Annotated in this window: 18 protein-coding genes; 10 read left to right on the top strand and 8 right to left on the bottom strand. The window is 66.8% G+C overall.

The window, feature by feature from the left end; translation table 11 throughout:
- Positions 1 to 820 precede the first annotated feature (820 nt).
- The 6 genes from NCR34_RS15175 to NCR34_RS15150 form a co-directional block, all read right to left on the bottom strand.
- Positions 821 to 1,282, bottom strand: a complete 462-nt coding sequence (locus NCR34_RS15175) for a hypothetical protein (RefSeq protein WP_250500320.1) — start codon at positions 1,280 to 1,282, stop codon at positions 821 to 823.
- 187 nt (positions 1,283 to 1,469) lie between these two features.
- Positions 1,470 to 4,850 carry an ATP-binding protein gene (locus NCR34_RS15170; protein WP_250500319.1) on the bottom strand — a complete coding sequence of 1,127 codons (3,381 nt, stop codon included), beginning with the start codon at positions 4,848 to 4,850 and terminating at the stop codon, positions 1,470 to 1,472.
- A 127-nt stretch (positions 4,851 to 4,977) separates the two neighbouring features.
- Positions 4,978 to 6,759, bottom strand: a complete 1,782-nt coding sequence (locus tag NCR34_RS15165) for a S10 family peptidase (protein ID WP_250500318.1) — start codon at positions 6,757 to 6,759, stop codon at positions 4,978 to 4,980.
- Positions 6,760 to 6,807: 48 nt separating this feature from the next.
- On the bottom strand, positions 6,808 to 8,409 hold the full coding sequence (locus NCR34_RS15160) for a S53 family peptidase (RefSeq protein WP_250500317.1): 1,602 nt from the start codon (positions 8,407 to 8,409) through the stop codon (positions 6,808 to 6,810).
- 271 nt (positions 8,410 to 8,680) lie between these two features.
- Positions 8,681 to 9,583, bottom strand: a complete 903-nt coding sequence (locus NCR34_RS15155) for a DUF72 domain-containing protein (protein ID WP_250500316.1) — start codon at positions 9,581 to 9,583, stop codon at positions 8,681 to 8,683.
- 40 nt (positions 9,584 to 9,623) lie between these two features.
- On the bottom strand, positions 9,624 to 10,022 hold the full coding sequence (locus NCR34_RS15150; protein WP_250500315.1) for a GFA family protein: 399 nt from the start codon (positions 10,020 to 10,022) through the stop codon (positions 9,624 to 9,626).
- A gap of 112 nt (positions 10,023 to 10,134) precedes the next feature.
- On the opposite strand from NCR34_RS15150, the gene NCR34_RS15145 reads away from it, so the two are divergent.
- Positions 10,135 to 11,457 carry an inositol monophosphatase gene (locus NCR34_RS15145; RefSeq protein WP_250500314.1) on the top strand — a complete coding sequence of 441 codons (1,323 nt, stop codon included), beginning with the start codon at positions 10,135 to 10,137 and terminating at the stop codon, positions 11,455 to 11,457.
- Here NCR34_RS15145 and NCR34_RS15140 read toward each other — a convergent pair.
- Positions 11,438 to 13,480, bottom strand: coding sequence for a tetratricopeptide repeat protein (locus NCR34_RS15140; RefSeq protein ID WP_250500313.1), 2,043 nt, complete (start codon positions 13,478 to 13,480; stop codon positions 11,438 to 11,440). The two genes, NCR34_RS15145 and NCR34_RS15140, sit on opposite strands and share 20 nt — an antisense overlap.
- Before the next feature lie 393 nt (positions 13,481 to 13,873).
- On the opposite strand from NCR34_RS15140, the gene NCR34_RS15135 reads away from it, so the two are divergent.
- The 9 genes from NCR34_RS15135 (at position 13,874) to NCR34_RS15095 (ending at position 23,380) form a co-directional block, all read left to right on the top strand.
- A complete protein-coding gene (locus NCR34_RS15135; protein WP_250500312.1) occupies positions 13,874 to 14,578 on the top strand; it encodes a 2Fe-2S iron-sulfur cluster-binding protein in 705 nt (234 codons plus the stop codon).
- 9 nt (positions 14,579 to 14,587) lie between these two features.
- Positions 14,588 to 15,577: an FAD binding domain-containing protein gene (locus NCR34_RS15130; RefSeq protein WP_250500311.1), complete on the top strand. Its 990-nt coding sequence runs from the start codon at positions 14,588 to 14,590 to the stop codon at positions 15,575 to 15,577.
- Entirely contained in the window at positions 15,574 to 17,793 is a 2,220-nt protein-coding gene (locus NCR34_RS15125; protein ID WP_250500310.1) for a xanthine dehydrogenase family protein molybdopterin-binding subunit, read from the top strand. The genes NCR34_RS15130 and NCR34_RS15125 overlap by 4 nt, the downstream gene beginning before the upstream one ends.
- 99 nt (positions 17,794 to 17,892) lie before the next feature.
- Positions 17,893 to 18,480, top strand: a complete 588-nt coding sequence (locus NCR34_RS15120) for a nucleotidyltransferase family protein (RefSeq protein WP_250500309.1) — start codon at positions 17,893 to 17,895, stop codon at positions 18,478 to 18,480.
- A 127-nt stretch (positions 18,481 to 18,607) separates the two neighbouring features.
- The gene (locus NCR34_RS15115; protein ID WP_250500308.1) at positions 18,608 to 20,125 is read left to right on the top strand and encodes a UdgX family uracil-DNA binding protein; all 1,518 of its coding nucleotides are present in this window, start codon (positions 18,608 to 18,610) and stop codon (positions 20,123 to 20,125) included.
- A gap of 117 nt (positions 20,126 to 20,242) precedes the next feature.
- On the top strand, positions 20,243 to 20,737 hold the full coding sequence (locus NCR34_RS15110; protein WP_250500307.1) for a hypothetical protein: 495 nt from the start codon (positions 20,243 to 20,245) through the stop codon (positions 20,735 to 20,737).
- A gap of 163 nt (positions 20,738 to 20,900) precedes the next feature.
- Positions 20,901 to 21,509 (top strand): glycosyltransferase family 9 protein, encoded by a 609-nt coding sequence (locus tag NCR34_RS15105; protein WP_250500306.1) that lies wholly within the window; start codon positions 20,901 to 20,903, stop codon positions 21,507 to 21,509.
- A gap of 19 nt (positions 21,510 to 21,528) precedes the next feature.
- Positions 21,529 to 21,690, top strand: coding sequence for a hypothetical protein (locus NCR34_RS15100; protein WP_175941075.1), 162 nt, complete (start codon positions 21,529 to 21,531; stop codon positions 21,688 to 21,690).
- A 148-nt stretch (positions 21,691 to 21,838) separates the two neighbouring features.
- Entirely contained in the window at positions 21,839 to 23,380 is a 1,542-nt protein-coding gene (locus NCR34_RS15095) for a methyl-accepting chemotaxis protein (protein WP_250500516.1), read from the top strand.
- A gap of 20 nt (positions 23,381 to 23,400) precedes the next feature.
- On the opposite strand, the gene NCR34_RS15090 is transcribed toward NCR34_RS15095, so the two are convergent.
- Positions 23,401 to 24,600 carry a M20 aminoacylase family protein gene (locus tag NCR34_RS15090; protein ID WP_250500305.1) on the bottom strand — a complete coding sequence of 400 codons (1,200 nt, stop codon included), beginning with the start codon at positions 24,598 to 24,600 and terminating at the stop codon, positions 23,401 to 23,403.
- Positions 24,601 to 24,830 lie beyond the last annotated feature (230 nt).

Genomic DNA, 24,830 nt, shown 5'->3' with positions numbered 1-24,830 from the left:
CGATTGAAGGAATGCGCGATTGCAGAGTGCGAGTGTGGCAGTGTGCGCGGTTCTCGGTTCTCGGTTCTCGGTTCTCGGTTCTCGGTTCTCGGTTCTCGGTTCTCGGTTCTCGGTTCTCGGTTCTCGGTTAGCAGCTGGCCGTGAGTGTCGCGCTCGCGGTTAGTTACCCCCGCGCCGCGCGCCCGCACGCGCGGATTCGCGTCTTGCGTTTTGCTTTTTGCTTTTTGCGTTCTGCGTTCTGGGTGCTGCGTTCTGCGTTTTGCGTTTCGTTCTGCGTTCTGCGTTTTAGCGTTCTGCGTTCTGCGTTCTGCGTTCTGCGTTCTGCGTTCTGCGTTCTGCGTTCTGCGTGTGGCGTGTGGCGTCTGGCGTGTGGCGTGTGGCGTGTGGCGTCTGGCGTGTGGCGTCTGGCGTGTGGCGTGTGGCGTGTGGCGTCTGGCGTGTGGCGTCTGGCGTGTGGCGTGTGGCGTGTGGCGTCTGGCGTGTGGCGTCTGGCGTTCGGCGTCTGGCGTTGGCGTTCGGCGTTCGGCATTCGGCGTTTGCCGCTCTGCGCTTTGCGTTTGGCGATTGTTGTTCGGTGTTCGGTGTTCGGCGTTCGGCGTTCGGCATTAGGCATTAGGCATTAGGCATTAGGCATTAGGCATTAGGCATTAGGCATTAGGCATTAGGCATTAGGCGTCGGCGCTCTGCGTTTTGCGTTTTGCGTTTTGCGTTTTGCGTTTTGCGTTTTGCGTTTTGCGTTTTGCGTTTTGCGTTTTGCGGATTGCATTCTGCGTTCTGCGTTTGCGTTCGGCGTTCGGAGTTCCACCTTCCCACTACCTCCTCAAAACCCCTGACAAGACATACTAGAAAGATTAGGAAAGAGAGTCGCCCAGTCCCCCGCCATAGCCGACTGCGCCGCCTTGAGCGTCATGTCGCCGGTACACACGCAACGCTTGAGAAAAACCGCGAGCCGCTCCTTGCGACGCTGCCCACTGCGCCCCTCCCAGCGGCGCACATCCAGGTTGGCGGGCGAATTCGGGGAGCCGCCGAGCAGCACCGGCATCCGGTGATCCAGCGCATATTCCGACGCGAACGAAGCATCGATGCTGCGCTGCTGCAAGAGCCGCTCCTTCTGGCGCATCTGCGTCTCGAAGGACGGCAGCACGCGATCGACGTAACCGGGCACGCAGATGGTATCGACGATGGTGGCCTGCGTGACGTGCGGGTCGAGCCAGTCCGGCTGCTGCGCGCGCGCCGCATCGGTGCGAAGCGTCGCCGCCGTCGCGATGCACGCGAGAAGCACGAAGGCCGCCGCTCGGACGACGCCCAGCGAACGACGACGGGTTGCGTATGTATCCCTTCGATTCATGCCTCGTTGGCGCAAGCTGATCGCGCGGCCAACGCATGGCCGCTAATTCGAGATGAACGGAGGTTCAATTAGAACACACGATCGCGAACCTACGATCGAGAGGCGACGCGCAAGCGCGTCGTCACACCGAAGGCCGCGCGACGGCGGCGTCGAGCGCGGCATCGAGTGTCAGCGCGGCATGCTCGAAGGCGGCGAACGATGCGTCAATCGAGGCATCGTCTTCGCCGTTGCGGTCGTCGTCGATGGCGCGATCGCAGTCGCGCTGAAGGGCGACGCACGTCTCTTTGAACGGCGCCGCGCCGATGACCGCCGCCGCGCCCTTCATCCGATGCGCGATCTCGCGCAAGCGTTCGTGATCGCACGCGTTCCTCGCCGCATGGGCCTCTTCGAGATCGTGCGCGTTGGCCGATCGGAGCGTTTCGAGAAGCGTCGCGGCCTGATCGCCGAAAGTGGCGAGCGTGGCGGAGTCGAAAGGCGGCGTGGTGTCGGTATTGCGTGCGGCATCGCGGGTCGGTTGTGGGGGCGTCGGCTGCGTTGTCGTGGCTTGCGTGGGCTCGAACATCGCAGGCGCCGTCGGCCTGACTCCAACTCGCTCGCTTTCAGCGATAAGTCCCGCCTGCCCGAATCCAGCTTCCCGCTCGTCCGTGCTCCCCGCGACCGCCGTCGCATGCTTCCCGGCCGTCGCAGCCGCCAGCGCATCGCGCAGCGCATTCAGCCCGATCGGCTTCACGAGGCACATCGTCATGCCCGCCGCCACCGCCCGCCGCGCCGCCTCGGGCTGCGCATTCGCCGTCAGTCCGACAATCGGCGTCGCGTGTGCGCCGAACGCGTGCGTCGCCTCGTCGGCGCGGATGGCTTCGGCCAGTTCCTCGCCGCTCATCTCGGGCATCGAGCAGTCGGTGAGAATCACGTCGAACGCGCCCGGATGGTCGCGCCAGTGCGCAAACGCGCTGCGGCCGTCCACCGCGAGTTCGGTCGAGCCGCCGAGCAGCCGGATCTGTCCGTCGAGCACCATGCGGTTTGCCGGATGGTCGTCCACGACGAGCACGCGCAAGCCCCTGAGCGCGCGCGCGACCTCGGGCGCCGCATCGCGCGTTTCGGAAGGCTGTGGTTGCGCCGTCTCCTGCGCTTCGCGAAACGCGGCGCGCACCGTGAAGCGGGTTCCCTGTCCGGGCGCGCTGGCAAACGCGATGCTGCCGCCCATCATCGACACGAGCCGCTTGCAGATGGTGAGCCCGAGCCCGGTGCCGCCGAAGCTCCGCGCGCTGCCATCGTGGGCCTGCACGAACGGCCTGAAGAGCGACGCCTGCCGCTCCGGCGCAATGCCGACGCCCGTGTCCGACACGACCAGCGTGACCGCGCGCTTGCCGTCGCGCGGCGGCGCGACATCGCAGGACAGCGTGACCGTGCCGGCATCGGTAAACTTGATCGCGTTGGACAGCAGATTGCCGACGATCTGCCGCAGCCGCTGCGCGTCGGCCACGATCCACGCCGGACCGTCGCGTTCACCCTGCCGCTCGACGACGAGCGCGATGCCCTTCGCCCGCGCCGCCGGCTCGTAGATGGCCGCGACGCTCGCGATCCACGCAAACAGCTCGACCGGCGACGGCGCCAGCACCAGCCGCTCGGCTTCGATCTTCGCGACGTCGAGCAGATCGTCGATCATGCCGAGCAGATCGCGCGCCGCGTGATGCGCCGTGCGCAGCGACCGCTCCGTTGCCTCACGGTTGCCGGGCGCGCGCAGTTCCAGTTCGAGCAGGCCGAGCACCGCGTTCATCGGCGTGCGGATTTCGTGGCTCATCGTCGCGAGAAAGGTGGACTTCGCGCGGTTCGCAGTCTCCGCTTCCTCTTTCGCGGCGCGCATCGCGTTCTCGGCGGCGATGCGTCGCACGATCTGCGCGCGTAGCGACACCGCCCATCCGGCGAGCACGAGCAGAAGTGCCCCGCCGAGCGCCGCGCCCAGCTCCACGCGCGGACGCCTTTGCTCCCACAACGTTTCGGGATGCTCAGTAAGTTGCCAGCGAGCACGAATGGCTTCGAGTTCATGGGGCGGCAACGCCGTGATCGCGCGATTCAGAATGTCGAGCAACACCGGCTGATTGCGCGCGACGAGAAACACGTGCGGCGACGGCTTCGACGACAGCACGCCGCTGATCGCGAGCCTGCCGCGATACGGATTGCCGACCGCGTAATTGGCGAGCTTCATGTCGAGCAGCGTCGCGTCGGCGCGGCCGTTCGCGACAGCAGCGAGCTGGCCTTCTATCGGAGCGACTTCGACGATGCGCGCCGTCGGCGCCTTGTCGGTCAGCGTCGGCGGCACGGGAAAGCCTGCGGGCAGCGCGACGCGCTTGCCGGCGAGCGCGGCGGCATCCGCGAGCGGCGGCGCGCCCGCGCGCGTGACGATGGCGACAAGCCCTTCGCCGAACGGCACGGACGCGACGAAGTCCGGATCGTCGGGATCGCGCGGCACGCCGATCGGCAGGAATGCCGATTCGCCGGTCTTCACGTCGCGCTCGATCCGCGTGATATCGCGGCGCAGGCGTCCCTCGAAGCGCAGCCCGGTCATGTGGGAAACCGCCGCGAGCAGGTCCGGCGCGAGACCGGCGGGCTGACCGCGCGCGTCGCGGAACATGAGCGGCGGCGCGTGCGACAGCATCGAGTAATAGACGACCGGATGCGCCGCGATCCACGCCTTCTGCTCGGGCGTAAGTACAAGCGTGCCCTCTGCCGATACTGCGGTCATCGCGACTTCCCAACGAGCGCGGGCCACGATCATGAAGCGCGGCGGCAGGCGCGCCAGCGCGGCATCGACGCGCTGCGCCAGCGCGTGCGCGTCCGGCCGGCCCGCCGCGAACGCGAAGCTGTAGCCGCCCTCGTCGAAGGGCGCGAAGCCCGTGACCGCCAGACCGGGCAAATCGAGGTGCCCGATGCAGTACGCGGCGGCGGTCACATCGCCGGCGAACGCATCGGCCTGACCGAGCGAAACCGCGAGCAATGCCGAAACGGTGTCGGGGTAAGCGGCGGGCGTCATCGACGGATACGCGGCCGCAAGCCGCGCGGGCGATGTCTGCGTCTCCACGTACGCCATGCGATGCGTGGCCGCGTGCTTAGCGAGCGGCTCGACGATCACCGTCTTGATCGGCAGATAAGGCCGCGAAAGCAGCAGCGGGCCGCCGGGATCGTCGCCGGTCGCGCCGGTGGCCATGTCGATTTCGCCGCGTGAGAGCGCCTCGATGAGCGCGGCGCGATTAGGATAGCGCCGCCATTGCGGCGTCATGCCGAGCGATTCGGCCACCGCCTGCGCGAACTCGACGGAGACGCCGCGCGGCGCGGCGTTCGCGTCCGGGCCTGCGGCGACATCGAGCGGAGGAACCATGCCCGGCACCGCGCCGACCACGAGCCGCGCGGCCGCATGGGAAGCGCCCGCCGTCAGCGCCGCGAGGAGCCATGCGACAGCGAGCAGAAAGCGCAACGCGCGTTGCGGCCTCGAAGAATGAGACACGCTGCACCCCCAATCCGAGCGGTGCAGCTAGTGTGTCAGAAAGCGCAGGACGCGCCAATCGGACAGCTAACGAGCCTTTGATACGTTCGCGCGTGCCGTTGCGATACCCGAAACGGCACGCGCCGCCTTACTGCGCGTTCTCCGGCGAAAGCGCCTTGCCCGCCTTGTCCGCCGTGACCTTCTGCAGCGCGATGATCCGGCTCATCGCCGCATGGTTCGACGTCGCTTCGCTATACATCTTCGCGAGATCCGCCTTAAGCTGCGTGCGCGAACCGCCGTCCAGATAGACCATGTGCCCCGACGGATAGAACGTCGCCGAGAGGTTCTGCCGCACGGTCTTGTCGATGAGCGGCATCTGCTGAAGATCGAGGATGGTCTGGTAGAACGGCGTCACGAAGTCGTACATGCCGTTCGCGGCCAGCACCTTCAGATCCACGTTCAGCGCCATCACCGCTGCCAGATCGCCCGCCGTGTACAGCACGACGTTGCCCTTCGCATCGACGCCCTTTTCCTCGCCGGTCGGATCGGTGTGCTTAAAGTCCCAGTTGATGAACGCCTGATCGTTGAGGTCCGTGAACGAAGACGTGGACGTGAACTTCAACTGTTCGTTCAGGTAACTGTTCCACATCGCCGTGTACACGCCGCTCACCGCCGTCATCGTCGGGTCGTTGCCGCCGCTGTTCGGATCGATCTTGCCCGCGATGCCCGTCGATACCGCCGTCACGCGGCCATCGTAAGAGCCGAGCGATTCGCCTTTCGACTTGAGCAGCGTCGTCAGGAACAGCGAGTTGCCGCGGCTGTCGTAAGCGGCGATATCGAGGCTCCACGCGAGCAGCGTCACCTTGTCGATGCCCGTGTATTCCGCGAGCTTTTCGACTACTTCGTCGTCCGTCTGCGGGAACTTGCGCAGCGCGTTCAGGTAGTCGGTGCGCGCGAATTCCGCGACTTCCTCCATGAAGTTGAGCAGGTTCGTCGGTGTCGGATGCACGCCGAGCTTCTTGTGATACCAGGCATCGGCGGCGGCGGTCGGCAGCGCGCCCACCGGATTGCCCGCTTGCCGATAGTCGAGAATCGACGATTGCAGCGTAATGCCGTTCAGATCGACGCCGTCTTCGTGCAGCCGGTAAGCGAGCACGCAACTGCGCGCCGTGCCGTACGATTCGCCGAACAGAAACTTCGGCGAATTCCAGCGGTTGTTCTTCGTCAGATAACGCTTGATGAACTGCTTGATCGAATCGGCGTCCTGATCGACGCCCCAGAAGTCGCGGTTCTTGTTCGGCGCGATCGCCGCCGAATAGCCAGTGCCGACCGGGTTGATGAAGATCAGGTCGCTCTTGTCGAGCAGGCTGTCCGGGTTGTCCTCCATCTCGTACGGCGCGGGCGGCGTGAAGCTCGGCATGGCCGTCTTGATGCGGCGCGGCCCGAACGAGCCGAGCAGCACGAATACCGACGACGAGCCCGGCCCGCCGTTATAGAAGAACGTGAGCGGGCGTTCTTCCTCCTTCGCGCCGTCTTTCGTGAACGCGACGTAGAACATCTTCGCGTCCGGCTTCGAGCTGCTCGGGTCCACGGTCACGAGATGGCCGACGGTCGCGGTGTACGCGATCTTCTCGCCGCCGATGGTCGCCGTGTGATGCGTGATCGCCGCGTTCTCGTCGGCTTCGGTGGCTTCCACCGAATCGTCGGGGCCGTTGCCGTAGGCGACCGGATCGAAATACGGCTGGTCCTTCTTGCCCGCGCTCTTGGCGGGTGCTTTGGCGGGCGCTTTGGCGGGTGCCTTCGCCGCGTGCTCCTGCGCCGCGGGCTCGCTCGCCTCGTCCGGCCGGGGCGCGATGGCGCCCGCATCGGGCGCGACGCCCGTGCCGGTGTGGCCGTGAATCGTCTTCGTTGTCAGTGGATCGGAGTTCATCGTGGTCGCTCCAGAATCGTCGTCGTGGTTGTTGTTCACTGTTGTCCCTCAACTCTTGCTCGACTGCTGTGCCTGACCGCTCGCGGGCGTGAGCGCGGCGGCGATCTTGCCGCCGTCGGGGCTGCCGAGGCCCGTGCACGCATCCCATCCCGCCGATGCCGCAAAGCTGCCGTTGTTGCCCTGCGTGATATCGCGAAACGCGGTCTTCGCCTTGTACAGCTTCGGATTGACGAAGCCGCTCGGCGCGCCGTTGATCGCGTTGATTCGCGCGATCAGCGCGGCCCACAGCGGCGCGACGGCGCTCGTGCCCCCGACGACGGTTTCCTCGCCGTCGATCAAGACTTCGTAGCCGGTTTGCGGCGATGCGTCGCCGGCCACGTCGGGCACGCCGCGCTTCGAGAGCGGCGTGTGCTTGCCGCCCGTGTGCGCGACGCTCAGGCCCTTCTGCCACGCGGGCAGCGCGAAAACCGCGCTGACGCCGCCGCCGCCCGAGCCGCCCTGATCGCCGTCGTTCCACACCACTTCATGCGTGATGGACTGCGCCGACGCCGCGAGGCTCGTGCCGCCGCAGCCGAGCACATACGGGCTCGACGCCGGGAAATCGACGTGATTCGAGCCGTCGCCCACGCCGTCCGACGAACCGCTGTCGCCCGCTGCCGCGCACACAGTCACGCCGAGCGCGGCGGCGCTTTGCAGCACGTCGTTGAACGCGTTGATGGACTGCGAGGTCCAGTTCGTCTCCGGCCCGCCCCAGCTGATCGACACGACGGACGGCTTGTTCGTGTTGTCGTGGATCGCGCGATTGACGGCATCGACGAAACCGGCGTCGCTGTTCGGCGCGAAGTACACCGCGATGCGCGCGCCCGGCGCGATGGCTCCCGCGATCTCGATATCGAGCGTCACTTCGCCGTCCGGCCCGTTCGGATTGCCGGTCGGCGCGTTCTTCGCGTTGTCCACGCTCACCGACACGACTTTCGGCGACTTCACGCCGAGCTTCGAGAAGTACGCCGAAAGATCCGTGTCGCGATAGCCGCCGCCGAGTTCGATGATCGCAATGCACTGGCCCGCGCCGTCGCCATCGGGGAAGTCGTAGAGAGCGGCGAGATCGACGGGCGAAAACGATGCCGGCGTGACGCCGCGCGCCGGCTTGAACGGCGGGCGGAAGCGGAAATGCGGGCGCGCCTGCGGCCGGCTGTCGAGGCCGAGCACGGCGGTTACTGCGTCGTGGATATCGTCCGGCACGTTCACCGGGCCGCTGCGCCCGCGATACTCGCCGATGTTGTGATGCTGGAAGCGTTCGAGCTTCACGTCGAACGCCTTCTGGAACTGCTCGATGCTGCCCTTGAGCACCACGCTGCGCGTGCTCGGCTCGGCCCGCACGACGGTCAGACCGTTGTCTGCCGCGAACTTCTTGATTTTCTCGACATCGTGCTCGGATGCGCCGAAGCGCTTGTCGAATTCGTCTCGCGTGACGGACTGCGCGGGGGCATCGCCCGCGTCGATGCGCGCCATCATCTGGCGAAAGCCCGCTTCGTCCTTGCGCCGCAGCATGACGATGACTTCGATCTGCTCGCCGAGGTCGCACGCGCCGACGCACTTCGCGCCCTCGGGATGGGTTTTCTCGCTGCCGCTAACCGGTTGCTTCGCCATGGTATCGATGCTCCTCGTAGGCTTTGAAGGTCAAAGGTTCTCGATCCTGCCGCTTGCCGCGCATCCGGCGCGCGTGCTTCGCTCATCGCTTTTTCAACCGCTTTTTCTCTCGCGCGAAGCACGCCGCTTATCGTCTTATTTTCCTGACGCGAATGCAATCGATGCAATGGGTCGGACCGTTGAATGAAGAATGCAGTTCCGGCGGGACAATCCGTGTCCCGTTCGATTCGGACACGAAATAGCTCGATGCGGCCGGCGTTCGCGACGCGTTTCAGCCGCCGCTTTCCGGCTTCACGCCAAGACGTTCCATCAGGCGGCGGGCATCGAAAGGCGCCTGCACTTTCTGGTCGTTGTCGAAGTAGCAGTACACGTCGCGCGATGCGCGGCGGCGCGCCGCCGCCGTCGAGATAAGCCGCGCGTCCTCGACCTGCCCGCCCGCCGCCCATCGCTGAATGCGCCGCGTCCAGCCGTCGAGGGCTTCGTCGGAATACGCGCCGCCGTACAGCGTTTCCGTGCCGTGCAGCCGCAGATACATGAAGTCGGACGTGAGGTCTTCGGCATACGGCCAGTCGGCCACCGAGTCCGATACGACGAGCGCCGCGCCGTGCTTGCGCAGGAGCCGCACGAAGGCATCGGTGCAGAAACTCGGATGGCGGATTTCGATGGCATGGCGCAGCGCCCGCTTGCGCCGCGCCTCGAACCACGGCTCTTTCACGCGCGTGTCGTGCTGCTGGGCGAGCGCGGCGGCGGCTTGCGTGTCCTTCGGCAAGAGTTCGAGAAACCGTTCGAACGATTCGGGCTTGAAACTGAAGTTCGGCGGAAACTGCCACAGGAAAGGCCCGAGTTTCTCGTCGAGCGCGAGCACGCCCGAAGCGAAGAAATTGGCGATGGCCGGAATGGCCGTTTCATCGCGAAAACGCAGCATGTGGGTCAGATAGCGAGGCCCTTTCACGCTGAAAACGAAGCCGTCCGGGGTGGCCTCGTGCCAGGCGCGCCAGCTGGAGAGACTTTGCAGCGAATAGTGCGATCCGTTGATCTCGACCGTCTGCACCGCGCGCGACGCAAATTCGAGTTCGCGCGCCTGCGCGAGCTTCTTCGGGTAGAACACGCCGCGCCAGCCGGCATAACGCCAGCCCGAAATGCCGATGCGAATGTGTCCCTCGCGCCCCGGCATGGCGCTCACCTTTCGGGACGCAAGCAGCGGCGGCGCGCGATCATGCCGTCCGTTCCTCGGCATATTCCGGGCGCGCGCCAGTCGGCAGCCACGGCTCGCGGTGCAAGCACCAAAGCTCGTAGGTCGGCTCGAAGAGGCCGGTTTCATCGAAAGCGCCGAGCGGCAGATCCACTTCCGGGCGGCTCACGAATTCCATATACGCCACCGATCCGCACACCGGACAAAAATGCCGCCGCCCGTCTTCCGAGCTTTCCCACGTTTTGAGCGCGCCGCTCATTTCCACTTGATCGCGAGGAAAGATCGCGTAGGCGCCGAACGCCGAGCCGTGCACGCGCCGGCAGGTCATGCAGTGACACAGCGCGACGCGCCGCGGCGTGCCCTTCGCGCGAAAGCGAAACGCGCCGCACGCGCAACCGCCTTCGTGAATCTCGCTGATCATGGCGTTTCTCCACCACCGGGTCGAAGTGTCGAGCGAGAAGCACGTCCTGCGCCCGCTCTCGTGAAGTGGCACGGTTTGTTACGATAGCCGTTCACGATCGGAGACGGCACTCATGAGCACCTCGGGCACCATCGGCAACCCCATCGCCTTACCTCTTTTGAAGCTGCTTCCCGGGCCAGGTTCGGAATTCGGTCCCGCCGCGTCCGACCTCGCCGCGCATGTCCTGTCCCACGCCCGTTTCGACCCGGCGGCCAACGCGCCGCTGCCGCGCGAGACCTTCGTCTCCGTCACTGTGGACGAAGCGATGTCGGACGAGTACGTGTTCCCGCTCGGCGATACCGGCCAGTCGGTCGTGCTGACGGGTTACCGAATCGCGGCGGGCTTCATCGCCGAGCGCGCTGCCGACGAGTGGCTCGAGCTGGCGCACAAGGCGCGCGTCGCGCAAGGCTTGCCCGCCACGCCGCAAGCCGACGAACCGCCGCTCGCGCCCGATCCCGCCGAAGCCGATCAACTGCTCGATCGCGCGCTCGAATGCGCCCAGCGCATCCTCGATCCGGTCGCGAGCCAGCCGGTCGCGTCGCTGTTCGAGGCGCATTACCGTGGCGGACGCGAGTTCCTGCGTCTGTCGTGGGAAGGGCTGCCGGAAGACCTCGTGCCGGAATCGCGCCGGCCGCTTGCCGCGCTCGCGTCGTCGGTGGAAAGCGGCGAGCGCCGCGAAAAGCGCGACTACGACCCGTACGGCTTGCAAGGCACGGACGACTACGACGTGGACCGGCCGCTCGCGTATCGCGAGAAAATCGGCCCGCTGCTCTTCACGATGACGTATCGCCACGAATATCCGCAAGTGGACGACGAGCGGCTCGGCACCGCGTTCGCCGTCTTTCACGAAGCGGGCAGCGATATCGTCGCGGCGGCGGTCGAACTGAAGCTCGTCAAGGTGCCGCCGCTCACGAAGAGCGCCGACCTCGTCTACACGCTCGACACCTATTCGGGCGAAATGCTCTCGCTCGCGCTTGCATCGACGGAGGCGCTCGGCCACGAACGGCTCTGCGAAATCTTCAGCACGCACCGCGTGATCTACATCAGCAAGTGGGAAGTGCGTAAGCCCTGGCGCGGCGAAGGGCTCGGCGTCGCGCTGTTGCATCAGGCGCTGGAGCGCCTTCCCGCCGATGTCGAGGGCCGCCCGAACGCGCTGTGCGTCGCGCCCGAGCCGTATCAGACGGACATGCGCCACTTCGAGAAACTGCCGCCGGTGCTGCGCGAAGAACTGCGGGCGCCCGCGCGGCGGCTGGAAGCGCATCTGACGAACTGGCTCGAAACGTCGAAGCTGCCGATCGCCACGCATTTCTTCGTGCCGATGGCGAAGCACGCGGGCATCGGATCGGCGGGCGAGAACGCGCGGTGGATCGACCGGATCATGGAGAGCGAGGCGTGACGTCTTTCGAGCGACGCCAGTCGGTCAGCGCATCGACGACGCGCTCGATCACCTCGATCCACTGACCCGGCGCGCGCTGGCGGAAAAGCCGCGCGCTCGGGTACCACGGCGAGTCGTCGCGGTCCTCCAGCCAGCGCCAGCAGGCGTTCGCGTTGAGCAGTATCCACACCGGCTTGCCTAGCGCGCCGGCCAGATGCGCGACCGCCGTATCCACGGAAATCACGAGGTCCAGTGACGCGATGATCGCGGCCGTATCGGCGAAATCGGCGACGTCGTTCATCAGGTCGAGCGGGCGCAGCCGGCCGGGCAGCGCGGCAAGCTGGGCGCGCGCCGTCGGCCCTTTTTGCAGGCTCACGAACGTTACGCCGGGCGTGGCGAAAAGCGGCTCGCACAGGCGCGCGTCGAGCCAGCGGCGGCTGAACGCGCCGAACGAGTCCGGCATCCACGGGCGGGGCTCCCCCGACCATGAGATGCCCACCTTCGGCGCATCCGGCAAGCGGCGCTTCCAATACTCGATGCGCGATGCGCTCGCGTGCAGATAGGGCGTCGCGCGGGGAATCGTGTCCAGCGTCGTGCCGGCGCGCGCGGGCAGGCTCAACAGAAAGCACCAGTAGTCGTGCGGCGGCAGCGCGGCGAGCGCATCGGGCGTGACGCATCGCGCGACGCCATCGGCGGATTCGAGCAGCGTGGCGAGCGCCGGCGGGCACACGACCGTCAGCTTCGCGGCGCCTTGCGCCTTGAGCATCGGCAGATAGCGAATGAACTGGATGCTGTCGCCGAAGCCCTGCTCCGTGACCACGAGCAGCGACTTGCCCGCGAGCGGTTCGCCGCGCCATTGCGGATACGGCACCCGCGGCGGAAGAACTGAACGCTGCGAAAGACGCGCGTCGTAGCGGGCTTCGAAGCAAGCCCATCCTTGCTCGAAGTCTCCCGCGCGCAGGAGCGTCGTCGCGAGATTGAGCCGCGCATCGGCCGATTCGGGATCGACGCGCAGCGCCTCGCGGAACACGGCCTGCGCCTCCGCCGACCGCGCGCTGTCCTCGCGCAGCAGATTGCCGAGATTGATCAACGCGGCGCCAAAGCCCGGCCGAAGCGCCAGCGCCCGGCGATACGACGCCTCGGCTTCCGGCAAGCGCTCGCGACGGCCGAGCGCGACATCGCGATAAATCGCGTTTGCCAGATTGCAGTGCGCGTCCGCCGATTCCGGCTCGATGGCAAGCACCCGCCGATACGCCGCTTCGGCATCCTTCAGGCAGCCGAGCGCGTCCAGCACGCCGCCGAGATTGTTCAGCGCGGCGGCGAAATCCGGACGCAGCGCCACGGCATGCCGGTAGGCGCTGCGGGCATCGCCGAGCGACCCCTGCGCGCTGTGCGCGTTGCCGAGATTGAAATGCGCGTCCGCCCAGTCCGGGCGAGCGGCGACGGCCTGCCGAAGGTGCGCGACGGCTTCATCGAACCGGCCGGCATCTTTCAGCAGATTGCCGAGGTTGTTGTGCGCTTCCGCGTAGCCGGGCCGCGCGGCCAGCGTCTGCCGATACGCCGCCTCCGCTTCGGGCAGGCGGCGCGCGTGCGCGAGCAGCGCCGCGAGGTTCAGATGCGCTTCCGCGAAATCCGGTTTGAGGCGCAGCGCCTCTTGAAAGGACGCTTCGGCTTCGTCGTTATGGCCGAGCTTCTGCGACACGTTCGCGAGGTTGTAATGCGCTTCGACGAAGTCCGGCCGCAGTTCGATCGCCCGGCGATAGAGCGCCCGCGCGTCGCTGAAACGGCCGCGCGCCGTCAGCGCGCTCGCGAAGTTGCTGTACGAACCCGCGTCGTCCGGATGCTCCTCCATCGCGCGTTGCCAATAAGCATCGGCCAGTTCGTGACGATCGGCACGGAACGCGCACATCGCCGCGAGGTTCAGCACTTCGCTCGTCGCGGAATGACGCGCGAGCATCGGCGCGAGCAGCGCAAGCGCGTCGTCGAAGCGGGCGTTCGAATAGTGGGAAAAGGCGGCGTGATAGCGATCGGCGTCGGCTGTCATGGACGAATTCGGAACGGACTGAATGCGATTGTGCGACGCGCGCAGCCGAGAAAAGGTCACAAAGTGCGGCCTCGTTCCTGACAAATACCGAAACGATGGCGAACGCGGAATTACTCGCCGATGCAGGTTTTACGCGCGGCGCTCGGACCAATCCACGACAGAACGCCCGCGCGACAGGCCATGGCACTCGATTTGCATAGACATGCGGTCGCGAATTGCCGAACGTTCGGTCGCCTTACAGTCGACTGCGCTTCGGCTCGCAGACACCTTGCGCCGCGCGGACCCGGGCACCGGCGCTCATCGGCCGAAAGTCGCGTCGGCCGCGAGCGATCAGCCCACGAAGACCCGAGCCGGACGACGCCCTTCCGAACGAGCGAGGAGCCTTCTTTCGCCATGTCTCCAGTCAATAAAGCTTCACCTCCCGTCGACGACGCGGCGCAAAAGCCGTCGCGCAGGCGTTTTCTTCAATCGGCTGCGGCGGCAGCGGCCGTGACCGCGACGCCGCTTGCGCACGCGCAGCAAGCCGGCTCGCAGCAAGCGGGCGCGCAGGCAACCACGCCGATGCCGCCATCCGCCGCGCCGGTCATGCCGGTCAAGCTGACCATCAATGGCCATCCGTACGAATTGCAGGTCGAAGCGCGCACCACGCTGCTCGATGCGTTGCGTGAATACGCGGGCCTCACGGGCACGAAGAAAGGCTGCGATCGCGGCCAGTGCGGCGCGTGCACGGTCATCGTCGGCGGCAGGCGGATCAACTCCTGTCTCACGCTCGCCGTCATGCACGAGGGCGAAAGCGTGACGACCGTCGAAGGCCTCGCGCCCGCCGCCGACAACCTGAGCCCGCTGCAACAGGCGTTCATCGAAAAGGACGCCTTCCAGTGCGGCTACTGCACGCCGGGTCAGTTGTGCTCGGCGACGGCGCTGATCGACGAATACCGCAACGGCGACGCGAGCGCCGCGACCGCCGACGTGCGCTTTCGCCCGCCGCAACTCTCGGACGACGAAATCCGCGAGCGCATGAGCGGCAACATCTGCCGCTGCGGCGCGTATCCGAACATCGTCGCGGCGGTGAAAACCGTCGCTTCGACGCGCGGTTAAGGAGACGACATGGACGCGATCTCCTATCAGCGCGCCGCCGACATCGGCTCGGCGGTGCAGGCGGGCGGCCAGCCGGGCACGGTGTTCATCGGCGGCGGCACGAACCTGCTCGATCTCATGAAGAACGGCGTCGCGCGCCCGGCGCGGCTCGTCGATATCACGCATATCGACGGCCTCGGCGGCGTGACGCCGTTGCCGGACGGCGGCTTGCGCATCGGCGCGCTCGTGCGCAACAGCGACGCCGCCAATCACACGTGGGTGCGCGAGCGGTATCCGCTGCTGTCGCAGGCGCTGCTCGCGGGCGCGTCGGCGCAACTGCGCAACATGGCGACCGTCGGCGGCAATCTGATGCAGCGCACGCGCTGCTACTACTTCTACGACACCGGCTTTCCCCAGTGCAACAAGCGCGCGCCGGGCAGCGGATGCGCCGCGCTGGACGGCAACACACGCATTCACGCGATTCTCGGCGCGAGCAATCAGTGCATCGCGACGAATCCGTCGGACATGAGCGTGGCGCTCGCCGCGCTCGATGCCGTCGTGCGCGTGACCGGCCCGAGCGGCGAGCGCGTCATTCCGTTCGCGGAGTTTCATCGGCTGCCGGGCGACCGGCCCGATCTTGATACGACGCTGAAACCGGGCGAGCTGATCACCGCCGTCGATCTGCCGCCGCCGCTCTTCGCCGACCACTCGAAGTATCTGAAGATCCGCGATCGGGCGAGCTACGCGTTCGCGCTCGTCTCGGTGGCGGCCGCGTTACAGATGGATGGCAACACGGTCAGGACCGCGCGCATCGCACTCGGCGGCGTGGCGCACAAGCCGTGGCGCGCGAGCGCAACCGAAGCAGCGCTCGTCGGCAAGACGCTCGATGCCGCCACGCTGCAAAGCGCCGCCGCGCTCGCCGTACAGGGCGCGCAACCGCGACGCGACAACGCGTTCAAGGTGACGCTCGCGCAACGGGCGATCGTACGCGCCGTCAAACAAGCAGGAGGTGTCGCATGAGTGTCATCGGTCAACCGATGGATCGCACGGACGGCGTGCTGAAGGTCACGGGTCAGGCGCGCTATTGCGGCGACAACAGCGAGGCCAAGCTCGCGCACGCGGTGCTCATCACGAGCACGGTGGCGAAAGGCCGCATTGCGTCGATCGACGCGAGCCGCGCGCAGTCCATGCCCGGCGTGCTCTTCGTGATGACGTACCGCAACGCGATGCGCCTGCCGCACAGCGGCAAGCCCGACGCGCAGCCGCCCGCGATTCGCGGCCTGTCGCTCCTGCAAACCAACGACGTGCGCTACAGCAACGAGCCGGTGGCCGTCGTCGTCGCGGATACGCTCGAACATGCGCAAGGCGCGGCGCGTTTCGTCGATATTCGCTATGACGCCGCCACGCCGAACGCCGATTTCGACCGCGCGAGGCCCACGGCGTATCAGCCGCAAAAGATGATGGGCCGCGCGATCACGACGCAGCGCGGCGACGTGGACGCCGGCCTGCGTCAGGGTCCGACGCGGCTGAACACGGTCTACACGACGCCTATCGAGCATCACAATCCAATGGAGCCGCACGCGACGCTCGCGCGCTGGGACGGCCCGAAGCTCACGCTCTACGACACCACGCAAGGCGTCTCCGGCGCGCGCAGTTCGGTGGCGAAGTTCTTCGGCATTCCGGAGGACGACGTGCGCGTGATCTGCCCGTTCGTCGGCGGCGGCTTCGGCTGCAAGGGCTCGGTGTGGTCGCATGTCGTGCTGGCGGCAATGGCCGCGAAGCAGACCGGGCGGCCGGTCAAGCTCGTGCTCGATCGCACGCAGATGTTCGGCATGGTCGGCAACCGGCCGTTCACCGAGCAGCGCATCGCGGTCAGCGCGCGCGAGGACGGCACGATGACCGGCATGCGCCACGACGTCGTATCGACGACATCGACGTTCGAGGACTGGACCGAAAGCTCGGCGATCGTCACGCGCATGTCGTACGCGGTGCCGAATCTTTCCACGTCGCACAAGCTCGTGAAGCTCGATGTCGGCACGCCGACCTTCATGCGCGCGCCGGGCGAAATGAGCGGCTCGTTCGCGCTGGAAACGGCGATGGACGAAATGGCGTACCAGCTCGCGATGGACCCGCTCGCGCTGCGCATCAAGAACTACGCGAACATGGAGCCGCAGGAAAAGAAGCCGTGGTCCAGCAAGGCGCTGATGGAGTGCTATCAGGAAGGCGCGCAGAAGTTCGGCTGGTCGAAGCGCCGCGCCGCGCCGCGGTCGATGCGCGAAGGCAATACGCTCATCGGCTGGGGCGTGGCGACGGCGACGTATCCGGCCAATCGCAGCGAATCGTCCGCCATCGCGCGCATTCTGCCCGACGGCACAGCGATGGTCGCCGCCGGCACGCAGGATCTCGGCACCGGCACGTACACCGTGATGACGCAAGTGGCGGCGGACGCGCTCGGCTTTCCGCCCGCCTACGTCAACTTCGCGCTCGGCGATTCGTCGCTGCCGAAGGCGCCCGGCTCGGGCGGCTCGCAGTCGGTCGCGAGCGTGTCGCCGGCGGTGCAGGCGGCCTCCAGACAGGCGCGCGATCAGCTCATCGCGATGGCGATCGCCGACCGCGGCTCGCCCGTCGCCGGACTGTCGCGCGACGACGTGACCGTGAACAACGGCTGGGTGGTGAGCCGCTCGAACCCGGACAAGCGCGATCCGGCGGCGGCCGTGATCGCGCGCAACGGCGGCAAGCCGATCGAAGCCATCGCGACGACGAAGCCCGGCGACGAGAAGAAGGAGTACGCGTTCCACTCGTTCGGCGCGGTGTTCGCGGAAGTGCACGTCGATGCGGAACTGGGCACGATTCGCGTGCCGCGCATCGTCGGCGTGTACGACGTCGGCAATCTGCTCAACGAAAAGACCGCGCATAGCCAGTTGATGGGCGGCATCGTGTGGGGCGTCGGCTCGGCGCTGATGGAAAAGAGTGACCTCGACCCGCGCTATGGCCGCTACACCAACGCCAATCTCGCGGAGTACCACGTGCCGGTGAACGCGGATATCGGGCAGATCGACATCGCGTTCGTCGGCAAGCCGGACCCGTTCATCAATCCGCTGGGCGTGCGGGGAATCGGCGAGATCGGCATCACGGGCGTGGCCGGGGCGATCGGCAATGCGGTGTATCACGCGACGGGCGTGCGCGTGCGGGATCTGCCGATCACGCTCGACAAAGTGATGCCGCGCACCGCCTGACGGCGCATCACGGCGGGGTTCAGGCGCGGCATTTCTTCGCGCTTGCCCCGCCTCTCGTCGCACTGCACAATCGGCTTTCCTCGTCCTTCGAGCCGCGCGATGACCTACTCGTCCACTGCGACCGGCATCCTGCTGGCGGCGGGCCTCGGCACCCGCTTCGATCCCTCTGGCCTGCACAACAAGCTGCTCGCGACGCTGCCCGGCGGCACGCCGGTCGTGTTCCAGTCCGCGCGGCGGCTGCTTTCCGTTGCGTCCGACGTGATCGCGGTCGTTCGGCCGGGCGCCGAGAAGCTCGCGGACGTGCTGAACGAAGCCGGCTGCGACGTGATCTTCAGCGCGGACGCCGCGCGCGGCATGGGCGCGACGCTCGCCGCCGCCGTGCGCGCGACGTCCGAAGCCGAAGGATGGATCGTCGCGCTCGGCGACATGCCGTGGATCGAGCCCGCGACGATCGAAGCCGTCGCGCGGCCGCTGGATGCGGGCGCGGCGCTCGTCGCGCCGACGTATCGCGGGCAGCGCGGGCATCCGGTCGGCTTCGGGCTGACGCACCGCGCGACGCTCGCCGCGCTCGACGGCGACGCCGGAGCGCGCGCCATTTTCGCGACAGCGGCGCCGCTTCTAGTGGAAGTCGACGACCCGAACGTGTTGCGCGACGTCGATCAGCCGGGCGATTTGCCGCAAGGCTGACTCCACGCGGCCCGCAGCGTCAAAAGGGCACGACCATCTTAAAAAGGTTGCCTACCGGCCGGAGCCATCGCTAGAATTACTGTATGGATATACAGTACTTTTCGGCTTTTTCTGGTTCCGGTTTCCGATGAAAAGCGTCACTCTTGATCCCTCGTTCGCTGCATGGCGCACCGTCGCGCGCTCGCTCGTCATGGAGGGCGTGCCGCCGGAAGACGTGCTGTGGCGGGAATCGAGCGCATCGGCCACCGTGTTCGGCACCGTCGGTTCGCCGTGCGGCCCGGCGAACCCGAATGCGCCGAAGCCCGTGAAAATCGCCCGGGAATTTCTCGCCATGCTGGAAACGGCGGCGTGTTACCGCGCGCCGGACCGCTGGCCGTTTCTGTACAAAGTGCTGTGGCGCTGGACGCAGGGCGATCGCGCGGTGGCATCGCCGGAAGACGAAGACGGGCAGCGGCTCCTTCGAATGATCGAAATCGTGGAGGCGGAAGAAACCAGAATGCGCAAGACGCTGCGCTTCAGGCACCGGGATTCGTCGCTCGGGCCGCCGGAGTTCATCAGCTGGTGCGAGCCGGTGCACGACCTGCTGGAGCACGCCGCCATGTATTTCGCCACGCGCATGGGAAGCGCCACGTGGATGATCGCCACGCCGCACGGCGCTGCGTTCTGGGACGGCGCCCTGCTGCGCGTGGACCGCACGAGCGAGCCGGAGGAAAAGCCCATGGACTTCGGCGTGGGCCCGGACGCCATGAGCGGCGAGGCCGTGAGCGGCGACGCCATCGAGGCATTGTGGCTCGCGTATTACGAGAGCACCTTCACGCCGGCGCAGGAAAATGCCGCCGAAATGGCGTCGCACATGCCGGTGCGCTACTGGAAGAACTCGGACAACAAGCGCGCCGATCCCGCGCTGATCGCCCGCGCCGATCCTTACACGCGGCGCGACCGCCATCCGTGCAACGTGCCGGCGGACATGGAAGTCGCGCTGAATACGGATCTGGAGCCGCTCAACGGCACGTCGCTGAAGGAGCCGCCCTCGCTTGACGCGTGCAAACGCTGCTCGCTCTGGCGCAACGCGACGCAGGCCGTGCCGGGCGCGGGTCCGGCGGGCGCGCGCGTCATGCTGGTCGGCGAGCAGCCGGGCGATCACGAAGACCGCGAGGGCAAGCCGTTCGTCGGTCCGGCGGGGAAACTGCTCGACGAGGCCATCCGCGAGGCGCAGCTCGAACGCGAGTCGCTCTATCTGACCAACGCGGTGAAGCATTTCAAGTGGGACGCGCACGGAAAGGACAACGAGCGGCTGCACGTCACGCCGTCGCAGCGCGAGCGCGAAGCCTGCCGCCACTGGCTCGACGAAGAACTGACGCGCATCGGGCCGAAGGTGGTCGTCGCGCTCGGGGCCACGGCGCTCAAGGCGCTGACCGGGCATCGCACGGCGCTTTCCGAGTATCTCGGCAAAACGATCGAGCACAAGGGGCGCATTGTCGTGCCGACCTATCATCCGTCGTATCTGCTGCGCCTGACCGACGACAAAATCCGCGCGGAAGTGTTCGGAACCATTGTCGAAGCGCTCGTGTTCGCGCAGCAAATCGCCGACGGCACGGCCACCGTGCGCACGCCGATAAAGGACCCCACGGACCCGACGCGCTGACGTCAATTGCAACAACCGGAAACAGAGCGCAACAAGACGAAAGCATCGTCAACGGCCGTGTAAGCAATGCGTTATACCGGTGTCGCGCCGCCTGGGCGCTTTCTTCAAGACACTTTCATGGCCGCTCTCCCGCTCGACGCCTTGCAGCAGCAACTTTCCGTGACCGCGCTCGTGCCGAAGTCGGCGAGACAGTTGCACACCGAACGAGAGCGCATCGTCGCCCGCGCCGGCTGGCTGCTGAATGCGACCATCGCGCTCGCGGTCGTCGGCGCGGCGCTCGTCGCGTGGCTGCCGTTCTCGCCGCTGCCGCGCGAAATCCGCTTCGGCGTGCAGGAAGTGCTGGGCGTCGCGGCGTTCGCGTCGTGCCTGTTCCTGCTGCACGAGCGCGCCGAACTCATGCTCGGGCTCTACGATTACGAGCCCGTCGAGCAGACGACGCAGGGCGAATTGCGCGCGCTCCTGCATCGCGTGCCGGAAGGCGCGTCGTATCAGCAGGCGCTCGCCGCCGACAACCGCACCTTCGTGACCGGCGAAATCGACGGCATCCGCCGCCGCGCCGACGCCTTCACGCCGCAAACCTTGCCCGCCGAGGACGGTCCTACCGAGACCTGAGCCTTCTGGCATCCTCCGGCAACGAAAACCGCCGCTCTCGCTCGACGCGAAGCGGCGGTTTTACTTGGGCTTTGCGCCTCACCGCACGGTCAGCTGGGCATGCGACGTGCTGGAACTACTCCCGCAGTCCGCTTACGCGGCCACGCCCTTTGCAGGAGTCAGAATGCGAGCCGATCCCCTTTTTCCCTTGTCCCAGTTGACCGACGTGCTTTCACCGGATCTCGCGCTCGTACCCGACGCGCCGAGTGCCGGGCCGCGCGCGCCGTCGGGCGACATGTCGGACGCGGAATACGACGAACTCGTCGCGTTTCACGGCATCGAGCGCGAGCGGCTGGTGCTGATTCATCCGGGCAGCCACCTGTCCACGCCCGCGTGGAGCGCCGAGCAATACGCCGATGTCGCCGATCAGCTCGCCGCCGATGGCTGGCAGATCGCGATCGTCGGCGACGCGCCCGATCCCGAGCGCACCGCCGGCGTGCTCGGCGCGATGCAGACGGCGGCGCTCTTTCTGGCGGGCGCGGTCGGGCCGCGCACGCTGCCGCGGCTGATCGCCGATGCGCAGCTTCTCCTCTCCGACGACGCCGCCGCGCCCTCGCCCGTCGCGGTCGCGCGCGCGCTGGGCACGCCGCATATCGTGCTCGCCGAGCAGCCGCGCGCCGTCGGCAGCGACACGATCACGCGACGCGCGCGCGCCGAACTGTCCGACGTCGAGCACGCGCATCCGGGCCGTCCCTTCACGCTGCACATGCCAGCCGTGTACGATGCCTCGTGACCTTCTTTCGGGGACCATCATGAAATTCGACCTGCAGACCAGTCCCGTTCCGGACCCGATTGCGGACCCGAACCGTGATCCGGAAGCCGATCCGCTCACGCCGCCTTCGCCGGGGCATCGCCCGGAAGAGCCGCAGCATCCGGACGCGCCGCCCGACAAGGACCCGATCCGGCGCTTCTGAGCCGCCGCGCGAGCCTCGCTTTACGGGTATCCCCGCCCTTCAACCGCCGCATCGCCTGCCGTAAAGCAGACGAGCGGCGGCGCGCGCCGTCGCTTCGTGGAAGACACGTTAATCCAACGAAGACATCGCGGGCGCACTTATGAACAAAATGACGTTGAACAAGAAGCTCGGTTCGCTGATCGCCGTGCTGTGGATCGGGCTGATCGCCATCGGCGTGATCGGCGCGTGGCAGAACCGCGCGTCGATGATCGACGACCGCAAGGAGCAGCTGAAGTCGCTCGTCGGCGAGGCGCATGCGATCGTGTCGCACTACGCCGCGCTCGCTGCGAACAAGACCATGACCGACGACGAGGCGAAGAAACAGGCGCTGGCCGTGGTCGCCGCGATCCGTTACGGCACGGACGGTTATCTGTCGATCAACGACTCGCACCCGACCATGGTCATGCATCCGATCAAGCCCGCGATGATCGGCCAGGACATGTCGAATTACACCGATCCAGCGGGCACGCGGCTTTTCGTCGATATCGTCAAGGCAGGCGACCAGCCGGGCGGCGGCTTCGTCCACTATCTCTGGTCGAAGCCGGGCAACGACAAGCCGGTCGCCAAGCTCTCGTATTCGCAACGGTTTGCGCCGTGGGACTGGTACATCGTGACCGGCATGTACATGGACGACGTGCAAAGCGCGTTCTACGCGAGCGCGCTGCGCTGGCTGCTCGTCACGGTGCTTCTCGGCGCGGCGGCGACGGTGGCGATGCTCGTCGTCGTGCGCAGCATCAAGCGCAATCTCGGCGGCGAACTGGAATTGGCAGTGGGCGCCGCGCACCGCATGGCGGAGGGCGACCTGACGACCGCCGTGACCGTGCATCCGGACGACACGACGAGCCTGCTCCACGCCCTTTCGACCATGCAGCGCGGACTCGTCGAAACCGTTTCGCGCGTGCGCAACGGAACCGAGAACATCAATGTGGGCGCGTCCGAAATCGCGGCGGGCAACACCGACCTCTCGCAACGCACCGAAGAACAGGCGGCCGCGCTCGTGCAGACAGCGTCGAGCATGGACGAAATGACCGCCAACGTGAAGAACAACGCGCAAAGCGCGGCGCAAGCGGCGCGGCTCGCGGAACAGGCGGCCGACGTGGCGACGCGCGGCAGCGGCGTGGTCAGCGAAGTCATCGACACGATGACGCGCATCACCGCGAGTTCGCAGCAGATCGGCGACATCATCGGCGTGATCGACGGCATCGCGTTCCAAACGAACATTCTGGCGCTGAATGCGGCGGTGGAAGCGGCGCGCGCGGGCGAACAGGGCCGCGGCTTTGCCGTCGTGGCGGCGGAAGTGCGCAGCCTCGCGCAACGCTCGGCGACGGCGGCCAAGGAAATCAAGGCGCTGATCGAGACGTCGACGCAGACGGTGCAGCAGGGCGCGTCGCTCGTCTCGAACGCGGGCGCGACGATGGGCGAGATCGTGCAGTCGGTGCGCCGCGTGAACGAGATTCTCGACGAAATCAGCGAGGCCTCGCGCGAGCAGAGCGCGGGCATCGAACAGGTGAATCGCGCGGTCGTCGAGATGGATCAGGTGACGCAGCAAAACGCCGCGCTCGTCGAGCAAGCCGCCGCCGCCGCGCATTCGCTGAAGGATCAGGTGGATGTGCTGCGCGAGGCGATCGGCAGTTTCAAGCTGCCGGCGTAGTTTTCAGGCAGCCGGGCGGCTCACGCTTCCAGAAACCGCTCCACGAGCCGCGCCCAGTACGCCGCGCCGACCGGCAGATTCTTGTCGTTGAAGTCGTAATGCGGGTTGTGGACCATGCAGCCGTCCTCGCCCGCACCGTTGCCGATGCGCAGGAACGTGCCCGGCCGCTCCTGCAACATGAATGCGAAGTCCTCGCTGCCCATCAGCAGATCCGCATGCGCGACGACGTTTTCCTCGCCGACCAGTTCGCGCGCCACTTGCGTCGCGAACTCGGTCTGTGCGTCCGAATTGACGACGACCGGGTAGCCTTCGAGATACTTCACCGTCGCCTTCGCGCCGTAACTCGCCGCCTGCGACTCGACCAGTTCCTGAATGCGGCGCTTGAGCAGCGCGCGCACTTCCGGGCTGAACGAGCGCACCGACAGTTCGAGCGTCGCGCGGTTCGGAATGACGTTATTGACCGTCCCCGCGTGCATGGAGCCGACCGTCACGACGGCGGGCTGCGCCGGGTCGACGTTGCGCGCGACGATCGTCTGAAGCGCCATGACGATGCTCGCCGCGACGACCACCGGATCGACCGACAGATGCGGCCGCGCCGCATGACCGCCGACGCCTTTGATCACGATCGACACCTGATCGCCCGCCGCCATGAACGGCCCCTTGCGGAAGAGGAACGTGCCCGGCTGCGCGCCCGGATGGTTGTGCACGCCGAACACGGCATCGCAATGGAAGCGGTCGAAGAGACCCTCCTCGATCATCTTTTGCGCGCCGCTCGGCACGCCATGCTCTTCCGCCGGCTGAAAATACAGGTGCACCGTGCCGTTGAAGCGCCGCGTGCGCGCCAGATGGCGGGCCGCGCCGAGCAGCATGGTGGTGTGGCCGTCGTGACCGCACGCGTGCATCTTGCCGGGCGTTTCGCTCGCGTACGGTTTGCCGGACTGTTCGAGGATCGGCAGCGCGTCCATGTCCGCGCGCAAGCCGATGCTCTTGGTCCCGTCGCCCGCCTTCAGCGTGCCGACGACGCCCGTGCCGCCGACGCCGCGCGTCACCTGCCAGCCCCATTCTTCGAGCTTCGCGGCGACGAGCGCGGCGGTGCGCGTCTCTTCGTACGACAACTCCGGATGCCGGTGGATGTCGTGGCGAATCTCGCGCAGCGAGAGCGCGTCGTCGGCGAGATCGGCGATTTCGGTGTAGCGGTGGTCGGACGAAGCGGTCGTCATGGAAGAAGCCCTTGCTAAAGATGAGTCTGGCGGCGCGCCGCAAAGCTCTGAAGCCGCGCAGCCGCGAAAGCAGAAAGGCGCACATCTTCCTCCAGTCGGGCGAAGCTTGCCAGTTTCGCGTTCGCGGCTGTGCGTTTTTTGCACGGTGACTCTGAAATCCGAGGCGACGATACCGTGGGCACTGGAAGCTGGTTCGCGCCGAAGCAAGTGTGCAACATCGTAGATTCGAC

The organism is Caballeronia sp. GAWG1-5s-s, assembly GCF_023631445.1.
Classification (GTDB): domain Bacteria; phylum Pseudomonadota; class Gammaproteobacteria; order Burkholderiales; family Burkholderiaceae; genus Caballeronia.
The sequence above is the reverse complement of the archived record's forward strand: the minus strand, read 5'-3'. Positions and strand labels throughout refer to the sequence as shown.

Excerpts from the sequence above, each read along its gene's own strand:
- NCR34_RS15125 (WP_250500310.1), top strand. The coding sequence starts at position 15,574 with ATGAGTGTCATCGGTCAACCGATGGATCGCACGGACGGCGTGCTGAAG.
- NCR34_RS15160 (WP_250500317.1), bottom strand. The coding sequence starts at position 8,409 with ATGGCGAAGCAACCGGTTAGCGGCAGCGAGAAAACCCATCCCGAGGGC.
- NCR34_RS15105 (WP_250500306.1), top strand. The coding sequence starts at position 20,901 with ATGCGAGCCGATCCCCTTTTTCCCTTGTCCCAGTTGACCGACGTGCTT.
- NCR34_RS15145 (WP_250500314.1), top strand. The coding sequence starts at position 10,135 with ATGAGCACCTCGGGCACCATCGGCAACCCCATCGCCTTACCTCTTTTG.
- NCR34_RS15090 (WP_250500305.1), bottom strand. The coding sequence starts at position 24,600 with ATGACGACCGCTTCGTCCGACCACCGCTACACCGAAATCGCCGATCTC.
- NCR34_RS15140 (WP_250500313.1), bottom strand. The coding sequence starts at position 13,480 with ATGACAGCCGACGCCGATCGCTATCACGCCGCCTTTTCCCACTATTCG.
- NCR34_RS15150 (WP_250500315.1), bottom strand. The coding sequence starts at position 10,022 with ATGATCAGCGAGATTCACGAAGGCGGTTGCGCGTGCGGCGCGTTTCGC.
- NCR34_RS15120 (WP_250500309.1), top strand. The coding sequence starts at position 17,893 with ATGACCTACTCGTCCACTGCGACCGGCATCCTGCTGGCGGCGGGCCTC.
- NCR34_RS15095 (WP_250500516.1), top strand. The coding sequence starts at position 21,839 with ATGACGTTGAACAAGAAGCTCGGTTCGCTGATCGCCGTGCTGTGGATC.
- NCR34_RS15155 (WP_250500316.1), bottom strand. The coding sequence starts at position 9,583 with ATGCCGGGGCGCGAGGGACACATTCGCATCGGCATTTCGGGCTGGCGT.
- NCR34_RS15100 (WP_175941075.1), top strand. The coding sequence starts at position 21,529 with ATGAAATTCGACCTGCAGACCAGTCCCGTTCCGGACCCGATTGCGGAC.
- NCR34_RS15165 (WP_250500318.1), bottom strand. The coding sequence starts at position 6,759 with ATGAACTCCGATCCACTGACAACGAAGACGATTCACGGCCACACCGGC.
- NCR34_RS15110 (WP_250500307.1), top strand. The coding sequence starts at position 20,243 with ATGGCCGCTCTCCCGCTCGACGCCTTGCAGCAGCAACTTTCCGTGACC.
- NCR34_RS15130 (WP_250500311.1), top strand. The coding sequence starts at position 14,588 with ATGGACGCGATCTCCTATCAGCGCGCCGCCGACATCGGCTCGGCGGTG.
- NCR34_RS15135 (WP_250500312.1), top strand. The coding sequence starts at position 13,874 with ATGTCTCCAGTCAATAAAGCTTCACCTCCCGTCGACGACGCGGCGCAA.
- NCR34_RS15115 (WP_250500308.1), top strand. The coding sequence starts at position 18,608 with ATGAAAAGCGTCACTCTTGATCCCTCGTTCGCTGCATGGCGCACCGTC.